The sequence below is a fragment of the Streptomyces sp. XM4193 genome (assembly GCF_023072595.1).
Taxonomy (GTDB): domain Bacteria; phylum Actinomycetota; class Actinomycetes; order Streptomycetales; family Streptomycetaceae; genus Streptomyces.
This window is the reverse complement of the sequence record NZ_JALLGK010000005.1, coordinates 287,968-305,046: the sequence shown is the minus strand read 5'-3', so window position 1 is coordinate 305,046 and position 17,079 is coordinate 287,968. Positions and strand designations below refer to the sequence as shown.

The 17,079-nt window shown below is 73.9% G+C and carries 12 protein-coding genes; 5 read left to right on the top strand and 7 right to left on the bottom strand.

Annotated features, from left to right (window positions below):
- The first annotated feature begins 161 nt into the window (after positions 1-161).
- From MTQ01_RS16540 to MTQ01_RS24975, 4 genes are all read left to right on the top strand, one after another.
- On the top strand, positions 162-1,328 hold the full coding sequence (locus MTQ01_RS16540; RefSeq protein WP_247491156.1) for a Gfo/Idh/MocA family protein: 1,167 nt from the start codon (positions 162-164) through the stop codon (positions 1,326-1,328).
- Entirely contained in the window at positions 1,325-2,500 is a 1,176-nt protein-coding gene (locus MTQ01_RS16535) for a dihydrodipicolinate synthase family protein (RefSeq protein WP_247491154.1), read from the top strand. Before MTQ01_RS16540 ends, MTQ01_RS16535 begins: the two co-directional genes overlap by 4 nt.
- Positions 2,497-3,411 carry a sugar phosphate isomerase/epimerase gene (locus tag MTQ01_RS16530; RefSeq protein WP_247491152.1) on the top strand — a complete coding sequence of 305 codons (915 nt, stop codon included), beginning with the start codon at positions 2,497-2,499 and terminating at the stop codon, positions 3,409-3,411. Before MTQ01_RS16535 ends, MTQ01_RS16530 begins: the two co-directional genes overlap by 4 nt.
- Positions 3,412-3,524: 113 nt before the next feature.
- Complete coding sequence (locus tag MTQ01_RS24975; RefSeq protein ID WP_308294407.1) at positions 3,525-4,166, top strand: Clp protease N-terminal domain-containing protein; 642 nt, start codon at positions 3,525-3,527, stop codon at positions 4,164-4,166.
- A 78-nt stretch (positions 4,167-4,244) separates the two neighbouring features.
- Here MTQ01_RS24975 and MTQ01_RS16515 read toward each other — a convergent pair whose 3' ends face one another.
- The 5 genes from MTQ01_RS16515 to MTQ01_RS16495 are packed head-to-tail and all read right to left on the bottom strand — an operon-like array spanning position 4,245 to position 9,863.
- The gene (locus tag MTQ01_RS16515) at positions 4,245-5,603 is read right to left on the bottom strand and encodes an MFS transporter (RefSeq protein ID WP_247491150.1); all 1,359 of its coding nucleotides are present in this window, start codon (positions 5,601-5,603) and stop codon (positions 4,245-4,247) included.
- Between the two features lie 6 nt (positions 5,604-5,609).
- The gene (locus tag MTQ01_RS16510) at positions 5,610-6,149 is read right to left on the bottom strand and encodes a GNAT family N-acetyltransferase (RefSeq protein WP_247491149.1); all 540 of its coding nucleotides are present in this window, start codon (positions 6,147-6,149) and stop codon (positions 5,610-5,612) included.
- Positions 6,146-7,342: an alanine racemase gene (locus MTQ01_RS16505; RefSeq protein WP_247491147.1), complete on the bottom strand. Its 1,197-nt coding sequence runs from the start codon at positions 7,340-7,342 to the stop codon at positions 6,146-6,148. The genes MTQ01_RS16510 and MTQ01_RS16505 overlap by 4 nt, the downstream gene beginning before the upstream one ends.
- Positions 7,339-8,766: a DUF6271 family protein gene (locus tag MTQ01_RS16500; protein ID WP_247491146.1), complete on the bottom strand. Its 1,428-nt coding sequence runs from the start codon at positions 8,764-8,766 to the stop codon at positions 7,339-7,341. Before MTQ01_RS16500 ends, MTQ01_RS16505 begins: the two co-directional genes overlap by 4 nt.
- On the bottom strand, positions 8,748-9,863 hold the full coding sequence (locus tag MTQ01_RS16495; RefSeq protein ID WP_247491144.1) for a phytanoyl-CoA dioxygenase family protein: 1,116 nt from the start codon (positions 9,861-9,863) through the stop codon (positions 8,748-8,750). Before MTQ01_RS16495 ends, MTQ01_RS16500 begins: the two co-directional genes overlap by 19 nt.
- Before the next feature lie 428 nt (positions 9,864-10,291).
- On the opposite strand from MTQ01_RS16495, the gene MTQ01_RS16490 reads away from it, so the two are divergent.
- Complete coding sequence (locus tag MTQ01_RS16490) at positions 10,292-11,809, top strand: glycoside hydrolase family 3 protein (RefSeq protein WP_247491141.1); 1,518 nt, start codon at positions 10,292-10,294, stop codon at positions 11,807-11,809.
- Between the two features lie 307 nt (positions 11,810-12,116).
- Here MTQ01_RS16490 and MTQ01_RS16485 read toward each other — a convergent pair whose 3' ends face one another.
- Both MTQ01_RS16485 and MTQ01_RS25180 read right to left on the bottom strand, forming a co-directional pair.
- On the bottom strand, positions 12,117-13,427 hold the full coding sequence (locus MTQ01_RS16485; protein WP_282613771.1) for a lipase family protein: 1,311 nt from the start codon (positions 13,425-13,427) through the stop codon (positions 12,117-12,119).
- Between the two features lie 671 nt (positions 13,428-14,098).
- Complete coding sequence (locus tag MTQ01_RS25180; RefSeq protein ID WP_247491137.1) at positions 14,099-16,978, bottom strand: LuxR C-terminal-related transcriptional regulator; 2,880 nt, start codon at positions 16,976-16,978, stop codon at positions 14,099-14,101.
- Between the last annotated feature and the right edge of the window lie 101 nt (positions 16,979-17,079).

Below are 17,079 nucleotides of genomic sequence, written 5' to 3'. Positions count from 1 at the left end.
CTCCCGTTCGTTCCGCCGCCCCGCTCAGCTGCGGGGACCGCGCTTGCCTGCCGCTCTCCCTTGTACACAGGGACAGAGGCAGACTACCCTTCAGCACACTAGTAAGCGCTTTCTATCACCCATGCTCCTCAGCCTCAGACCTCCACGCGAAGGGCCCGCCCATGGGACAGAGAGTCGTCCGGATCGCCATGAACGGCGTCACCGGCCGGATGGGATACCGCCAACACCTGGTGCGCTCGATCCTCGCGCTCCGCGAGCAGGGCGGCCTCGACCTCGGCGACGGCGAGACGCTGTGGCCCGAACCCGTACTCGTCGGCCGACGGGAGTACGCACTGCGGGAGTTGGCCGAGCGCCACGGCCTCGACGCCGACACCGTCCACACCGATCTGGACACCGTGCTCGCCGACCCGAGTGTGGAGATCTACTTCGACGCCCAGGTCACCTCGGCCCGCGAGGACGCGCTCGGCCGGGCGATAGCCGCCGGAAAGCACATCTACACCGAGAAGCCGACCGCGGTCTCCGCCAAGGCCGCGCTCGCACTGGCCGCGCAGGCCGAGGAGAAGGGCGTGCGCCACGGCGTCGTCCAGGACAAGATCTTCCTGCCCGGGCTCCGCAAGCTCAAGCGGCTGCTGGACGGCGGCTTCTTCGGTCAAGTGCTGTCGGTGCGCGGCGAGTTCGGCTACTGGGTGTTCGAGGGCGACTGGCAGGAGGCGCAGCGCCCGTCGTGGAACTACCGCACGGAGGACGGCGGCGGCATCGTCGTCGACATGTTCCCGCACTGGGAGTACGTGCTGGCCGAGCTGTTCGGCCGGGTCACCTCCGTCCAGGCGCACACCGCCACCCACATCCCGCATCGGGTGGACGAACAGGGCCGCACCTACGACGCCACCGCCGACGACGCCGCGTACGGCATCTTCGAGCTGGCCGGTCCGCACGGCCCGATCGTCGCCCAGATCAACTCCTCGTGGGCGGTGCGGGTCAACCGCGACGAGCTGGTGGAGTTCCAGGTGGACGGCACCGAGGGCTCGGCCGTCGCCGGGTTGCGCTCCTGCCGCGTCCAGCACCGCGCCTCCACCCCCAAGCCCGTCTGGAACCCGGACCTGCCGGCCGGCACCTCCTTCCGCGAGCAGTGGCAGGAGGTGCCGGACAACGCCGAGTACGACAACGGTTTCAAGGCTCAGTGGGAGCTGTTCCTGCGGCATGTGGCCCGCGGCGAGCCCTACCACTGGGACCTGCGGGCGGGCGCACGCGGAGTGCAGCTCGCCGAGCTCGGGCTGCGTTCGGCCGCCGAGGGCCGCCGTCTGGACGTACCGGAGCTGCCGCGATGATCCGGCTGCCGGACGCGAGCGGCGCACTGCGCACCCACCGACCGGGCAACGGCCGTACGCCGCCGAGGACTTCGGGCCCGGCCGCCTCCCGCACGGTGTACGCCGCCGCGCACGTGGTCGCCGATCCGCTGGCCGCGGCGGCGTCCGGCGCGGGCGGCCCGGCCGCGGTGGACTGGGACGCCACCCTGGCCTTCAGACGGCATCTGTGGTCGTTGGGTCTCGGCGTCGCCGAGGCGATGGACACCGCTCAGCGCGGGATGGGCCTGGACTGGCCGGCCGCGGCGGAGCTCGTGCGCCGATCCTGCGCCGAGGCGCGCGGTGAGGGCGGACGGATCGTCTGCGGCGTCGGCACCGACCAGCTCGGCGACGACCTGCCCGAGGAGCCGACCGCCGCACTCAAGGCGGTGCGGGAGGCGTACGAGGAGCAGCTGGCGCTGGTCGAGGAGGCCGGCGGGCAGGCGGTGCTGATGGCCTCCCGCGCGCTGGCCGCCCGCGCCCGAGGGCCGGAGGACTACCTCGCGGTGCTCGAACCGCTGCTCGCCCAGGCCGCCGAACCGGTCGTACTGCACTGGCTGGGCCCGATGTTCGACCCCGCGCTGGAGGGCTACTGGGGCAGCGGGGATCTCGACCGGGCGACCGAGACCTTCCTCTCGCTCATCGCGAGCCGTCCACAGGCGGTGGCGGGAGTGAAGGTCTCGTTGCTGGACGCCGGGCGGGAGGTCGCGCTGCGGCGCCGGCTGCCCACGGGCGTGCGCTGCTTCACCGGTGACGACTTCCACTACCCCGAGCTGATCGAGGGCGACGGGACGGGCGCCAGCGACGCGCTGCTGGGAGTCTTCGACCCGCTGGCGCCGACGGCCGCCGCCGCCCTGGAGCGGTTGGACGCCGGCGACAGCCGGGGGTTCCGCGAAATCCTCGATCCGACGGTGGAGTTGGCCCGCCACCTCTTCGGCCCGCCCACCCGCTACTACAAGACCGGCGTGGTCTTCCTGGCCTGGCTCGGCGGCCACCAGGAGCACTTCACCATGCTCGGCGGGCTGCAGTCGGCCAGGACCCTGCCGCATCTGGCCCGCGCCTACGAACTCGCCGACGGTCTGGGGCTGTTCCCCGATCCGCAGGCGGCCGAGGACCGGATGCGCACGCTGCTGGCCCTCCACGGGATCCGCGGATGAGCGCGCGGGGGCGGCTCGGCCCCTTCTCCGTCAACCAGATGACCGTCAAACAGCTCTCCCTGCCGGAGCTGGTGCGCAGCTGCCGGACTCTGGGCGTCGAACACGTCGGGCTGTGGCGGGAGCCGGTGCGCGAGTACGGCGTGGAGGCGGCGGCGGCGCTGATGCGCGAGAACGCGCTCGGTGTCAGCACCCTGTGCCGCGGCGGCTTCCTCACCGCCGTCGAACCGGCCGCGCGGCGCGAGGCGTTGGCCGACAACCGGCGCGCAGTCGAGGAGGCGGCCACGCTCGGCACCGACACCCTGGTGCTGGTGAGCGGCGGACTGCCGCCGGGCGACCGGGACCTTCCCGGAGCACGCGCCCGCATCGCGGAGGCACTGGCCGAGCTGGGACCGTACGCGGAGAGGCACGGCGTACGGCTGGCGATCGAGCCGCTGCACCCGATGTACGCGGCCGACCGCTGTGTGGTCTCCACCCTGGAGCAGGCGCTGGACCTCGCCGCACCGTTCCCCTCGCACCAGGTCGGCGTGGTGGTGGACACCTACCACCTGTGGTGGGACGACCGGGCCGCCGAGGGCATCGCGAGGGCGGGCCGGGAGGGCCGGCTGCACTCCTTCCAGCTGGCGGACTGGATCACCCCGCTCCCCCGCGGCGTCATGACCGGCCGCGGCCAACTCGGCGACGGCAGCGTGGACTTCGGGTGGTTCGCCGAGCAGGTCGCGCGGGCCGGCTGCACCGGGCCGGTGGAGGTGGAGCTGTTCAACGAGGAGCTCTGGGCGCGGGACGGCCACGAGGTCCTGGCCGAGACCCTGCGGCGGTGGCACGAGGTCCTGGACCTCCCGTTCGGCGGCCCCGCCGCGAACGTCGCGAAAGTCACCGCGGGCGGGGTCGGTTCGGCGCCGCTGCCCCGCTGACGCCGCACCCCGTGCCGGGCCGCAGAGGGGGCGGCCCGGCACGGGGTGGTACCCGGGCACGGGATGGCCAGGAAGTACGAGGGGGCGGCCGGGCACGGGGTGGGGCCGCCGCCGTGGGGCTCGGGGCGGTCTTCGCCCTGCGCCGACTCCTGGAGGAGTTGGAGCGGGTCCACGTTGACAACGCCCGTGAGCAGAACTGGTCGTGGCAGAGCATCGCCACCTCACCCCACCGCGCGCGGCACGCCGTGGTGCTGTCGCAGGACGAGGCCGTCGCGCTCGGCCACGACTTCATCGGTACGGAGCACATCCTGCTCGGGCTGGTCGGCACCGACCGGAGCACCGCCGGGGACGTCCTGCGGGAGCAGGGCATCGACCTCGACCGCGCCCGGGCCGAGACGGTGCGGGTGCAGCGGGCCGCCGGAGTCGTCGCCACCGGCGGGCAGCCCGAGAAGGACGCACTGTCCTCGCTCGGCATCGACGTGGACGAGATCAAGCGCCGGGCCGAGCAGAACTTCGGCGAGGGATCGTTCCAGTTCCCCCGGCCCGCCTACACCGCGCGGGCCAAGCGGGTGTTGGAGCAAACCCTGGCCGAGGCAAGGGAGTTGGGACACGAGAAGTTCGGCACCGAGCACATCCTGCTGGGCCTGCTGACCGTGGCGGAGGGCCGCGGCGCCGAGGTGCTGGCGGCGCTCGGTACGGAGCCCGAGCGTCTGCGGGAGGCGGTGCTGGCCCGGGTGGCCGCCGACGCCTCCTAGACGAGGTGGTGCAGCGGCCCGCTCCGTACCGTCACGGGGGCGGCACGGAGCGGGCCGCCCCCGTGACGGCCGACGGCGTCAGCGCGGGTCCTCCGCGTCGCCCGCGGCGGGCGCGGACTTGGCGGCGGCCGCAGTCGTGCGAACGGGAGCGGACGCGTCCGCGGCGGCGTGCTGCTCGTCCCCCGACCGGTCGCCCCCGACCGGGAGACGGTCCTCGTCCCGCGCGTCGAAGCCCTGCGGGCCGTCGGGAGCCTCGCCCGCCGGGTCGGCGTCGGAGGCGGCCGGCTCCCAGCGGATGCGGGTGCTGCACACCGCGACGATCAGAGCGGAGACGCCGACCAGCGCGAAACCCCACACCAGGCTGCTCGCCCCCGCGACGAAGCCGATCAGCGGCGGGCCGGCCAGCAGTCCGGTGGTGCCGGTGGCGGCCACCAGCGGCAGTACGTTCGCCTCCTGCCGTGCCGCGGCGACGTAGACGCACGGGGTCACCGCCGCGATGCCCAGGCCGACGCAGGCGAAGCCCAGCAGCGCGGTGACCACACCGCCGGTCAGCAGGGCGAACGCCAGTCCGGCGGCGGCGAGCACACTGCCCACCAGCACCACCCGACCGTCGCCCCAGCGGCTGCGCCAACTGTCGGCGAAGAGCCGCGCGATGAGCATCATCCCGGAGACCACCGCGATGCCCATCGGGGCGATCTGCTCGGAGGCGCCGGCGACGTCCTCCAGGTAGAGCGCCGACCAGTCGTTCATGGAGGCCTCGGTGACGGTGCCGAAGGCCATCGCGCCGCACATCCACAGCGTGAGCCGGCTCGGCAGTCGCCGCGCCGCGCGGGTCTTCCTCTCCCGCACCGCGGCGGCCGGCTGCCGGCCGTGGTCGGCCATCAGCCCGCCCCGGGCGCCGGCCGAGAGCAGCACCAGCAGGGCGGCGCCCACCGCGAAGTGCGCGGTGACGGAGGAGGTCACGACGTGCAGGGCGGACGCCAGGAGTGCGGCGAGCAGCGAACCGGCACTGAAGGTGGCGTGCAGTTTGGCCATCGTGGCGCGGCCGTGGCGCTCCTCCAGCGCGGCGCCCTGTGCGTTCATCGCGGTGTTGAGGCAGCCGACGAGCACACCGTCCACGCACAGCACCAGGAGTGCGACCGGATAGTTGGGTGCCAGGGCGAGCGCGGGGAGCACCGCGGCCAGCCCGAGGGTCGACAGCAGCGCGAGCTGCCGCGAGCCGAGCCGCCCCATCAGATGGGTCACCACCGGGAAGGACACCGAGGCGCCCACCCCCGCGGCCATCAGCAGCACACCGACCTCGGCGGGTGTCAGCCCCAGGTCGCTCTTGAGCGCCGGGATGCGCGAGACCCAGGTCGCGTACTGGAAACCGAGCGCGCAGAACAGCGCCGCGGTGGCCAACTGGCCTCTGCGGAACGGATCGTCGATACGGGCCACCTTGTGTTACCTCACTTCGCACTGCGGGGACGGGTCCACGGCGGTGGCCGTGACCGGAGCGGACATGTAGACGGCGCCGGGGCCGTAGGCGGCGGGCGGCGTCACCTCGGGTTCGACGGTGAAGCCCTGCACGGACCAGAAGCGCCGGCCGCCCGCGACCGCGACCAGCGAGAGCCGTTCGAAGCCGTCGGCCCGGGCGGCGGCCGTGAGGTGGGCCAGCAGCCGCGGGCCGAGCCCGGCGCGCCGGTGGGCCGGGGCGACGACCAGATCGTGGAGATGGAGATTGCGGGTGCCGCCGTCGTCCGGGGCGCGGTGTCGCCGCAGCTCCGGGCAGTGGCCGTGACGGTGCGCGAACGCCAGTGCGTAGCCCGCGAGTCGGCCGTGCCGCTCCAGCGCGAAGGAGGTCGAGGGCGAGGACCCGACCCGGGCGCGCAGCAGCTCGCCGCCCTCCGAGAGGCCCGAGGCGGCGTACACCTCGTGCTCCAGGTCCGCGAGCGCCGGCCAGTGCCGCGGCTGGACCGGCACGACGGCGCAGTCGGCGCTCATCGCCCGACCCCTCCGGTGCAGTGGCGGGGCAGCGGCGCGAAGCCGTTGAAGCCCTCGGTCATGTAGCTGACGGCGTACGCGCCGCAGTGCAGTACGTGCACCGGATCGCCCGAGGCCAGATCCACCGGCACCTGCGCGGGGGCGTGGGTGGCGGGGTAGGCGTCGTCGCTGTCGCAGGAGGGGCCCGCGACCACCGCGGGGACGGTCGGGGCGTCGGCGGGGTGGGTGGGGAAGTGCAGCGGATAGCGCAGGGCGTCCATCTCGTAGAGCCCGTTGAACCGGCCGACGCTGAGGTAGAGCCACGCCTGGCTGCTGCCGTCCGGGAGTCGGCGCCTGGTCAGTCGCAGCGCCCGGGCGTGGATGGTGCCGTGGTCGGCGACGAGGTGGCGGCCCGGTTCGACGAGCAGTCGCAGCCGCTCGCCGTGGTGGCGGCGCAGCCGGGCCGTGCCCTCGCGCAGGGTGCGCAGTATGGCCTCGATCGGCGGGGCCGCGGCTTCGCCGTCGCGGTCCAGGCCGCCGAGCGCGGGCAGTCCGCCGCCCAGGTTGACGTGGTCCAGGACGAGACCGCGGCCGGCAAGCGCGGCCAGCACCGCGTCGAGGGAGTCGAAGGCGGCGCGCCAGGCGGCGGGGTCGGTCTGCTGCGAACCCACGTGCACCGACAGGCCGGAGGGCCGCAGTCCGGCCCGGTCGGCGGCCTCCAGGACGCGGACGGCCTCCTCGCGGGAGCAGCCGAACTTGCGGCCCAGCGCCCAGAGTGCGCCGCGTCCGGTGGTCATCAGCCGGCAGTAGACCCGCGCGCCGGGGGCGTGGCGGGCGAGGGCGGCGACGGTCTCCAGAGAGTCGACGGCGAAGTCGGTGACGCCGAGCCGGTGCGCGTCGGCGATGTCGTGGTCGGAGACCACGGTGTTGCCGTAGTGCGTACGGTCCGGCGGCGCACCGAGCCGCCGCGCCCGGTGCAGCTCGGGCACGCTTGCCGCGTCGATCCCGGCTCCCCGGCGGAGCAGCGCGAGCAGCACGTCGTCGACCGGGCACGCCTTCATCGCGAACCGGACGTCGGCGCCCGGCAGTTCGCGGCAGAGGGTGTCGTAGCGCTGCCGGATGCCGTTCAGGTCGTAGACGATCCGGTCCGTCTCCCGCTCCTCGCCGCCCGGGCGGGGAAGTGCGGCGGGCGGCGCGAGGAGGCCGTCGGTCATCCGTCCGCCTGCCCGGTTCGGCCTTCGGGGTCCGGTCGGCCTTCGGGGTCCGGTCGGTCTTCGGGGTCCGGTCGGTCTTCGGGGTCCGGTCGGTCGAGCAGGCCGGCGCAGCCCGGGGCCGCGTGGATCAACGCTCCCCAGTGCTCGATGAGTTCGGCGAACTGCGCCATGTCGGCCCGGGCCTCGTCCAGGAGCGCGGCGCGCCGGGGCAGCAGGCTGTCGGCGAACTGCTCGTATCTGCCACCGAGTCGGCGGTAGGCGGCGTCGACGCGGGCGAGTCGTTCACGGTTCTCGGACCGGTCCAGAGCGGTGCTGTGCCGGACGAGGTCGGCGACGGCGGAGGCACGCAGCCGGCCCGCGTCGTCGGTCAGCACGGGGCCATCCTCGGCGAGCCGGTCGTAGAGGTGGTTCAGATAGAGCATCGAGAGCAGGAACTTCACGAAACGCAGCTGGTAGGCGGCGAACCCGCGGTCCGTGCGGCGCTCGGGGGTGTGGAAGTTGACGATGTCGCGGTTGTGCAGGACGCCGGGGAGCCCGGCGTGCCGCACCAGGTGCAGCAGGAAGTAGTCGCTGCCGATGGTCTCGGTCGCCGGCGGCAGCGGCACCTGCTCGTGGACGCCGTGGAAGGCGATGTTGCACATGTCCACGCGCATCGGGTCGACCAGGGTCAGCGTCGACTCGTCGGCCACGAAGGGGGTTTTGCCCGCGCCCCGGAAGGACTCTTCGACCAGTGCGCTCTTGCGCTCGGCCGACCAGTCCATCGGCGCCCACAGGCTCACCACCTCGTGGTACACCTCCGGGTCCAGCCGGTCGATCTCCTCGATGTCCACCGAGGGTTCGCCGATGAACGAGCCCCCCACCAGCGCGACGGGACGCTCGGCCAACTCCTCGGCGAGCACTGTCTTGGACACGCTCTCGCCGGCGGCGGAGGCCGGACGGCCGAGCGCGGCCAGCTCGTGGTGGACCGGGAAGACGGTGCGCCCGGCGGGGTCCTGCTGGTAGCGGCTGTCGGAGTCGCGGCGGTGCACGGACTCGCAGCCCAGCGCCGCGGCGATGAGGAACGCCCGGTTGGTGCAGGCGCCGTAGGACAGTCGTGCGGGCAGCAGCAGTGCGAGGAGCGCGTCGGTGTCGGTGGCCGTGCTTCCCTCCGGTGCGGCGGCCTCCGACACCGCCGCCAGAAAGGCGCGTTGGCGCTGCTCGTCCAGGTGGCGGACGGTGACGCGGGGTTGGGCGGGCAGCGCGCGCAGGGTACGGGCGTGCTCCGCGTGGACGGGCCCGGCGCGCTCGCCGTCGGAGGAGTCGAGGACCAGGAGTTCGACGTGGACGCCGAAGTGGTCGGCGGCGTACGCGGCTTCGTGCCCGAGCGCGGTGAGCGCCGGGGCGCAGGGGCGGTTGGTGGGCAGGGTCAGCGCGATGCGACGCACGGGTCCCCCTCGGCTTCGACGGACACGGCGTCGGACTCGTGACCGGTGGCGGGGTCGTGACCGGTGGCGGGGTCGGGGTCGGGGTGGTGCCAGGGGCGCAGACCGAGGAGTTTCTCGCCGAGCTCGGTCAGCTCCGCGGACCCGTACCGCTCGGACTCGGGGCGGTCGGCGTCGCCGAGGAGGGTGGCGTTCCAGGTCGGTGTGGTGTTGTCGCGCCAGGAGTCGACTCGGGAGCGGCGCAGCTCCGCGTGCTCCTCCAGGGCGGGCATCATCGCCAGATACTGCACTGCGCGGGCGCCGGTGGCCGCGGTGTTGGGGGCGACGCCGTGGGCGAGGTGGCCGTTGAAGATCAGCAGGTCGCCGGCCTTCAACTCCGGCCGGACGACGGGCAGTTCGTCGTGGTCGACGGCGGGCCTGATCGGGTCGCGGTCCTCCGGCTGGAGGGCCGCCCAGCGGTCGAAGGTGCGGAAGAGCTCCGGGCAGCACTGGAAGCCGCCGTGCTCGGGGGTGGTGTCGTTGAGGGCGATGATGCCCTGGACCCGTTGCGGGGGTATGCCGAGCGTGGTGTCGACGTCCCAGTGCAGATTGATGTCGAAGCCGCGTTCGCGGTGTTCGATCAGGGCGCGGTCGCGGTTGCGGACGTTGGGCGGGTTGAGGTTGAGCCGGTCCAGGGTGACCCAGAGCTCTTCGCAGTCCCAGACGTCGACGAAGGCGTCGTACACGCGCCGGGACTGGCGGCTGTCCCAGAGCAGTTGGTGGTGGTACGCCTCGACGAAACCGTAGATGTGCAGCTCGCGGTCGAGGTCCGAGCGGAAGGTGCGCTCCTCGTACCAGGTCTCCGGGCGGGCGGGGTCCAGGCCCTGGAAGTCCCAGGCGAAGTCCAGGAGTTCACGGGCGTGGTCGGGGCTGACCGCCTCGGGGACCACGACGTACCCGTAGGTCTGCCAGAAGGCGTACTGCTCCGGCGAGAGCACCCGCAGGGGCCGGGTCTTGTGCAGATCGCGCAGCCGGGTGCGGGCGAGGTAGGTCTCGCCGTCGGCGCTGAAGTAGGGGACCTCGGAGGCGGCCCGGTGGAGGTGTGCGTCAGCCGATGACATCAGAGCGGCTCCGTTGGGGAGTGGGCAGGACGGGGCGGTGGCACGCCGCTCCGAGAGGTCGGAGGCTCCGTCCGGCACATTGGACTAGACCAAGGTTGGCTCATCTTTCACAGCCCCGGCACCGGTGTCAACTGCACGCACCCGAAGTCCGGTTGGCGCGAACCCGACCGACCGGACACCCCGTCCGTCCACCACGCCGACGCCGCCGCGACACCCCGGGACGCCGATCGGACGGCGCCGCCGCGACCCGCGAGAACCCGCCGCGGTGAACGCGACAACGGCTCACAGATGTACGAGTGATGACACCGGATCACTTGACACAGCGGCTCCGTACAGGCGGAATAGCATTGGCACAGACCAATCCCTACCGTTGGGTAGCCGCGACGATCTCACGGCGTGCCCAGCACTTCCGTGCGAAAGGCGGGCCGATGGTGTCCAGCAGGCGCAGCAGTGAGGTACGACGACTCGCGCTCTCCCTCCTGCAGCCCGGTTTCGTGGGGACCACGCCCCCGGACTGGGTGCTGCGGGACATTCAGGACGGGCTGCGCTCGGTCGTCCTGTTCACCCGCAACATCGAATCGGCGGAGCAGGTCGCCGCCCTCACCGAGCGGTTGCGCGCGGAGAACCCCGAGCTCGTCGTCGCGATCGACGAGGAGTCCGGCGACGTCACCCGCATCGAGTCCGCCACCGGCTCCTCGCGCCCGGGCAACTTCGCCCTCGGCCACGTGGACGACACCGAGCTGACCGCGCAGGTTGCCAGGGACCTCGGCCGCGACCTGCGGGCCGCCGGCGTCACCCTCAACTACGCGCCCAGCGTGGACGTCAACTCCAACCCGGACAACCCGGTCATCGGCGTACGGTCCTTCGGCACCGACCCCGAGGTCGTCTCCCGGCACGCCGCCGCCTGGGTCGACGGACTCCAGTCCTCCGGCGTCGCCGCATGCGCTAAGCACTTCCCCGGCCACGGCGACGTCGCCGTCGACAGCCACCACGGACTGCCGAGCTACGACGCCGACCGCGCCGAGATCGCCGCCCACGCGCTGCCCCCGTTCCTGGCCGCGCTCGGAGCCGGCGCGCGCGCCGTGATGAGCGCCCATCTGCTGGTGCCGGCCTGGGACCCCGAGGTCCCGGCCACCCTCAGCCGCCGGGTGCTGGGCGATCTGCTCCGCGGCGAGCTGGGCTTCGACGGGCTCATCGTCACCGACGCAATCGAGATGGCCGCCGTCACGGAGCGGTACGGCATCGAGGGCGCCTCGGTGCGCGCCGTCGCGGCCGGCGCCGACGCGCTCTGCGTGGGCGGCGAGAACGCGGACGAGCAGACCCCCGCCCGGATCGCCGACGCACTGGTGGACGCGGTCGCCTCGGGCCGGCTCACGGAGGAGCGCCTGGCCGAAGCGGCGGCCCGCGTCGCGGAGTTCGCCGACTGGTCGACCCGCCTGGCCCGCACCCCCGCGCCGCCGGCCGAGAACATCGAGAGCATCGGCCTCACCGGCGCGCGACGCGCGATCCGTCTCACCGGCGCCGCGCAGAGCGCACTGCCGCTGGCCGACTCCCCGCACGTCGTCGAGCTGGCCCCGCTGACCCACCTCGCCATCGCCCAGGAGACACCGTGGGGTGTCGCCGACTCGCTGCTGCGGCATCTGCCGAGCACCACCTCGGTGCGGGTGCGGCAGGAGGACCTCGGCTCGGCCGCGACAGCGGACGTCTGCGGGCTCACCCAGGCAAAGGGCCGCCCGCTGGTGGTCGTGGTCCGCGACGCGGCCCGCCACTCGTGGATGTCCCGCGCCCTCGGCGAGCTGACCCACGCCCGCCCGGACGCGATCGTGGTGGAGATGGGACTGCCCGGCGAACTCCCGGGCGCGGTCGGCATCTGCACCCACGGCGCCTCCACCGCCTCCGGCACCGCCGTGACCGAACTGCTGGTGGGCGCCCGCGCGGCAGGCTGAGCCGGCGGCGGGCACGCACCCGCCGCCGGAGCCCGCGGTTCGCGGCCCTGCGGTTCGGGGCCGTGCGGTTCGGGGCCGTGCGGTTCGGGGCCGTGCGGTTCGGGGCCGTGCGGTTCGGGGCCGTGCGGTTCGGGGCCGTGCGGTTCGGGGCCGTGCGGTTCGGGGCCGTGCGGTTCGGGGCCCGTACACCGTCGTCGGTGTACGGGCCCTGCGGCGTACGCGCTCCCGGCAGCAGTGGCACAGCCGGGCTTTGCGCGGCGAAACGGGGCGGGGCGTGCTGTCGGGCGCGCCCCGCACCCGGGGTCGGTCAGCGGCGCACCGTGGAGCAGTTGGGGCTGTCCGGTTCGCCCGAGAGCCGGTTGGTGACCCAGTTGACGGCCGCCCCCTGGTCGGCGATGAGCGGCAGGAAGTGGTTGACCAACTTCTCGCCGGCGTCCGGCAGTTGGACGGGCACGTAGGTGACCCGGGCGTCCTTCGCGCACCAGTCCGCGGCGAGGGTGCGGGCCTGCTCGTGGGTGACGAGGTTGTCCCTGGTGCCGGTCGCCACCCGTACCGGACCGGTCGGCGCGAGTCGGCCGATGCGCTGGCGGTCGAGGATGGCGGCCACCTCGGGCTCGGCGGCCACGATCTCCGGGATCGACTCCCCGTTCTTCGTCCAGTCCTCGCTGCGGGCACCCGCGTAGCCAAGAATGCCGTCGCCGACGCATGCCTCGGACAGCTTCCTCAGCGCGTCCTTGCCCTTGTCGTTGGTGTACTTGTCCAGGATCGGGCCGAGTTCGGGGTCGGAGTCGAGGAACCCGTTGATCGACCAGCCGAGCGCGGAGGCGAGGGTGCTGCCGTCCACGGCGGCGAGCACCTCGGTGAGGTCCGCGGGAGGGGCGCCCACGTAGGAGCCGGCGAGTTCGATCTCGGGGGCGTAGCCGGGCTGGAGTTCGGCGGCCGATCCGGTCGCTCCCCCGCCCTCGCTGTAGCCGTACAGTCCGATCCGCGAGGCGGGGGTCAGCGAGGTGTCCGGCAGCGACCGGGCGGCCCGTACGGCGTCGAGCACGGCGTGCCCGGCGTCCAGGCGGTTGACGTAGGTGTGCGGGCGGTCCGTGGTGCCCAGGCCCACGTAGTCGGTGACGACGACCGCGACGCCCCTGGCGAGAAAGCGGTAGATCGCCAGGTTCTCGTAGCCGACGGACACCGAACCCGACTCCAGCGACAGCGGCTTCTCCAACGCCTTCGAGGCGGCGCACTGGTCGCCCTGGCCCATGGTCCCCGGGGCGAGCGCGACCAGCGGACGCTCCCCGCCGCCCTTCCACTTCGCCGCCGGTTCGATGTACGCGCCGGTCACCGCCACCGGTTCACCGCGCGAGTCGATGGACCGGTACATCAGCCGGGTGGCGCTGCCCGGCAGCGGTCCGTCGATCCCGGGCAGGCTCAGTCCGAGCCGCAGCTCCTCCGTACGCACCAACTCGCCGTTGGACGCGGGGAGTTCGGCCGGCGGCCGGTAGAAGTCCGGATCGCCGGCAGTGGCGGCGGAGGCAGCGGAGGCGGCGTCGGTGCGTTCACCGGCCCCCGCGCTCGTCGTCTGCACGGCGACTCCGGCCGTCGCCACCAGGGCGGCCGCGAGCAGCGTACGGCCGACGGCGACTCCCCTCCGGCGGCGCGCATTCGACCGCGCAGGACCGGACTCGGGCACGGACGCGGGGTCGGACGCAGGCACGGGCTCGGCGGGCTTCGGGGCGGCGGCGGGCTCGGTGTGACGAGGGTTCACGGAACTCACTCCAGCTTCGTCGGTGCGGCCGAGCGCACGGACTCGGCCGCACGCGGGGACGGTGTCTGCGGAACGGCACGGCGCAGACCGCGCTCGCTCGAACAGCGAGGCGGCGACACCGCACAGGGGGCGGCGGGGCGGGCGGGGACGGCAGGGCAGGACGGCGTCGCCGTCGCACGGACGGCGTTCTTACTGACCAGTCAGTTGTGGACAGTAGATCCGGCGGTACGCAGTGACAATGCCCGTGCGTGAGTGTTCTCGCCCGACACGCTGTCACCGGCACACGGGTCGGCGACCTCGCGAGGCCGGGATCGCTGCGGGACAGCGCCGCCCGGACCGGGAACGCCACCGGGGACACACGGCACACGGAAGCAGGGGTGCACGACCGGACGCACGACCCGAAGCGGGCGGCGGCAGCCGACACCCGTCACCCGGATGGACGGGCGCCGGACGGACGGGGCGGGACGGACGGGAGCAGGGCTCCCGGTGAGCAACCGGGCGGCGGCAGCCGGGAGTTGCACCGGCCGGGGTCAGGCGTTCTCGGGCTCCGCCGCCTCACCGAGGTCCTGCCGCGAGGGCGAGCCGAGCTTGCGCATCGCACGCGCCACATGCTGCTCGACGGTGCGCGGCGAGAGGTGCAGGGTGCCGGCGATCTCGCGGTTGGTCAGGCCGGCGGCCGCGAGATCGGCGACCTCACGTTCCCGGGGAGAGAGCCGGTCGCCGTACCCCGGACGCCCCGGCGAGCGGCGTTCCTCGGTGACGGGCTGCTGGGCGCGCAGTACGGCGCGGGCGCGCGAGGCATCCCAGGTGGCGCCGAGTTCGGCCAACTGCTCGACGGCCTCGGCGAGTTCGGCGGTCTCCGGCTCCGCGTCCGTCTCCAGCGCGCAGCGGAACGCGGCCTCCACGGCGAGCGCCCGCGGATAGGGGCGGTCGAGCTTTCCGTACTCCAGGCCCGCCTCGCGGAACAGCGCGGCGGCGCGCTCCCACCGCTGTTCGCACTCGGCGAGCAGCGCCCGGCTCCAGAGCAGCGCGGCGCTCGCAGCCGGCGCGTCCCGTCCGCGCAGCCCGGCCTCCAGCTCCGCGACCATCTCCCGCACGCTCTCCGCGCGTTCGGATCTGACCATCGCCTCGATCGCCCAGGGCGCCAACTCGGCCGCCCACACCCAGACTTCGGACCTGCGTATCCGCTCCCAGGCGGCCAGCGCCTGCTCGTGGGCGCCTTCGAGGTCGGACCGTGCCAGCGCAAGCCGGATGAGCGCACCCGAGGCGGCGGCGGCCAGCGGGACCGAGCCCTCCTCCAGGCTCGGAAAGTCCTCGCCGGAGAGCCAGTTGGCGGTCTGCGCCCAGTCGCCCCTGGCCAGCGCCAGCAGCCCGAGCACCACTCTGGCGTCCTCGGCGATGACCGGCATCCGGCCGGACTCGTCGACCAACTCCTCGCAGCGCCCGGCCAGTCCGGACCAGCGGCCGGTCAGCCAGTCCACCAGGAGCGCGGTGCCGCGACCCGTCTGCTCCTGGTAGTGGGCCCCGCTGCGGCGCGCGTGGTCCAGGCCCTCGGCGAGCAGCGCGGCACCGCGTTCGTGGTAGCCGAGCAGCACCGCCGAGTCGGCGCAGTTGCACAGCCCTCGGGCGACGTGCTGGAGGTGTACGGGGTCCTCGGCGTCGCGCGGCAGTTCCGCCAGCAGCTGCCAGCCGTCGGGGTCTCCGGTGCCGAGCAGCACGGAGACGCGGTTGGCCGCCACCGCGAGACGGATGGCGGGGTCGCCGCTGTCCGCGGCGGCACGCTCGGCCCGGGCGAGCCACCGCAGGCAGACCGAGAGGGAAGCGGTGGGCCAGTACGGGATGGCCAGGGCCGACATCACCCGTGCGGTCAGGGCGGGTTGGTCGTGCAACTCCTGGACCGCGCGCTCCATCTCCCGGCGGCCCTCGGCGGCGTCGCCCAGCTGGTTGGAGAGCAGCAGTCCGAGGTCCAGCCGCACCTTGCCGCGGACCACGAGCGGCAGCGCCTCGTCGTCTGTGATGCCGCGCAGCACCCGTACCGTCTGGTCCGAGCGCAGGCCCACCACGGCGCTGCGGGCGAGAAGCGGGGCCAGCCGCACCCGGGTGGCGGAGGGCAGCTGCGGATGGGCGAGCGCCTCCTCCAACAAACGCGCCGCGACCTGGTGTTCTCCCTTGCGGGCGGAGTCGCGGGCGGCACGTTCGACCGCCTTCGCCCAGGGGCCGAGCTGTCCGCCGTCGCGGCGGTGCGCGGCCAACTCCGCCCAGGGAACGGGCTGTCGGCGCGCCAGCACCTCGGCGGCCCGGATGTGCAGTTCCTGCCGCAGCGGCCCCGGCAGGTCCTCGTAGACCGCGCGGGCCGCCAGCGGCACGGCGAAGCCGTAGCGGTCGGGGCCGAGCAGGACCAGAGCCGCCGCCCGCAGCGCCTCGGCCAGGGCAGCGCTCCCCCGCTCCGTCGGCAGTCCGGCGATCTCGGTCAGCTCCCGCAGGCCCGCGGGCCGACCCACCACGCCGGCGGCGAGCACCAGGTCCCGGGCCTCCTCGGTCAGCGGGGCGCAGCGGCCGAGCACCAACTCCGCCAGCCGTACGGGCACTTCGGCCCGGTCCACATGGCGTGCGGAGCGCCGGCGGCCCTCCTGCCGCAGCACGGGCGCGGCGAGCAGGTCGACCACGACCCGCGCCACTCCCCCGCTGCGCTCGTGCAACCTCCGGGTGAAGCCCGGGCCGCACGCCTCCTCGCCGAGGCTCGCCGCCGCCAGCTCCGCCACCTCCGCGAGGTCGAGCGGCTCGATGCGCCGACGCAGCACGAGGAGCTCGCCGGAGTAGTCGGTGGCGGCACCGAGCGGCAGCCCGGGCGAGGCCAGCTCCTCGGGCCGGTAGGTGAGCACGGCCGCGAGCCTCGCGGGCGGTTGCTCGAACAGCGCCCGCAGCGCGGCGAGTTCGTCGGCGCCGGCCCGGTGCAGATCCTCGACGACCAGCAGCAGCGGGCCGGTTGCCGCCCGCACCTCCGCCAGCCGCGCGGCGCCGACCACCTCGGCACCCGCGTCCCTTCTGCCCCCTGCGCCCTCGTCGGCCCCGTTCGTCCGTGCGGAGAGCGGTGGCGCCGACGGTGACGCGGAGTGCGCGGAGGACCGGGCGGCGGAGTGCACGATCGGATGGGCGACGGGCTGCGACCCGGCACGCGGTGCGGGACGGCGCCGGCCCGCGACCGGCTGCCCGCTCACCAGGCCGTCGGCGGTGCAGCGCAGCACCACCGTGCGCACGGTCCGCAGCTCCGGCTCCCCGAGCAGACGTCTCAGGTGCCAGGTCTTGCCGGTTCCGGCCGCGCCGGCCCACAGCAGCAGCACCGGGGAGGGCACGGCCCGGTGCAGGGCTTCCGACAACGCACGCAGACTCTGCTCACCCTTCGTGTTCACTCCACGTTCCTGTGCAGTCATGAGGGGCGATCCGCTTTCTTTGCGTATCCGTAGTTCCCGGCTCCCTGATTGCACAGTGTCCCCCTCAGCCGCCAGCTTGG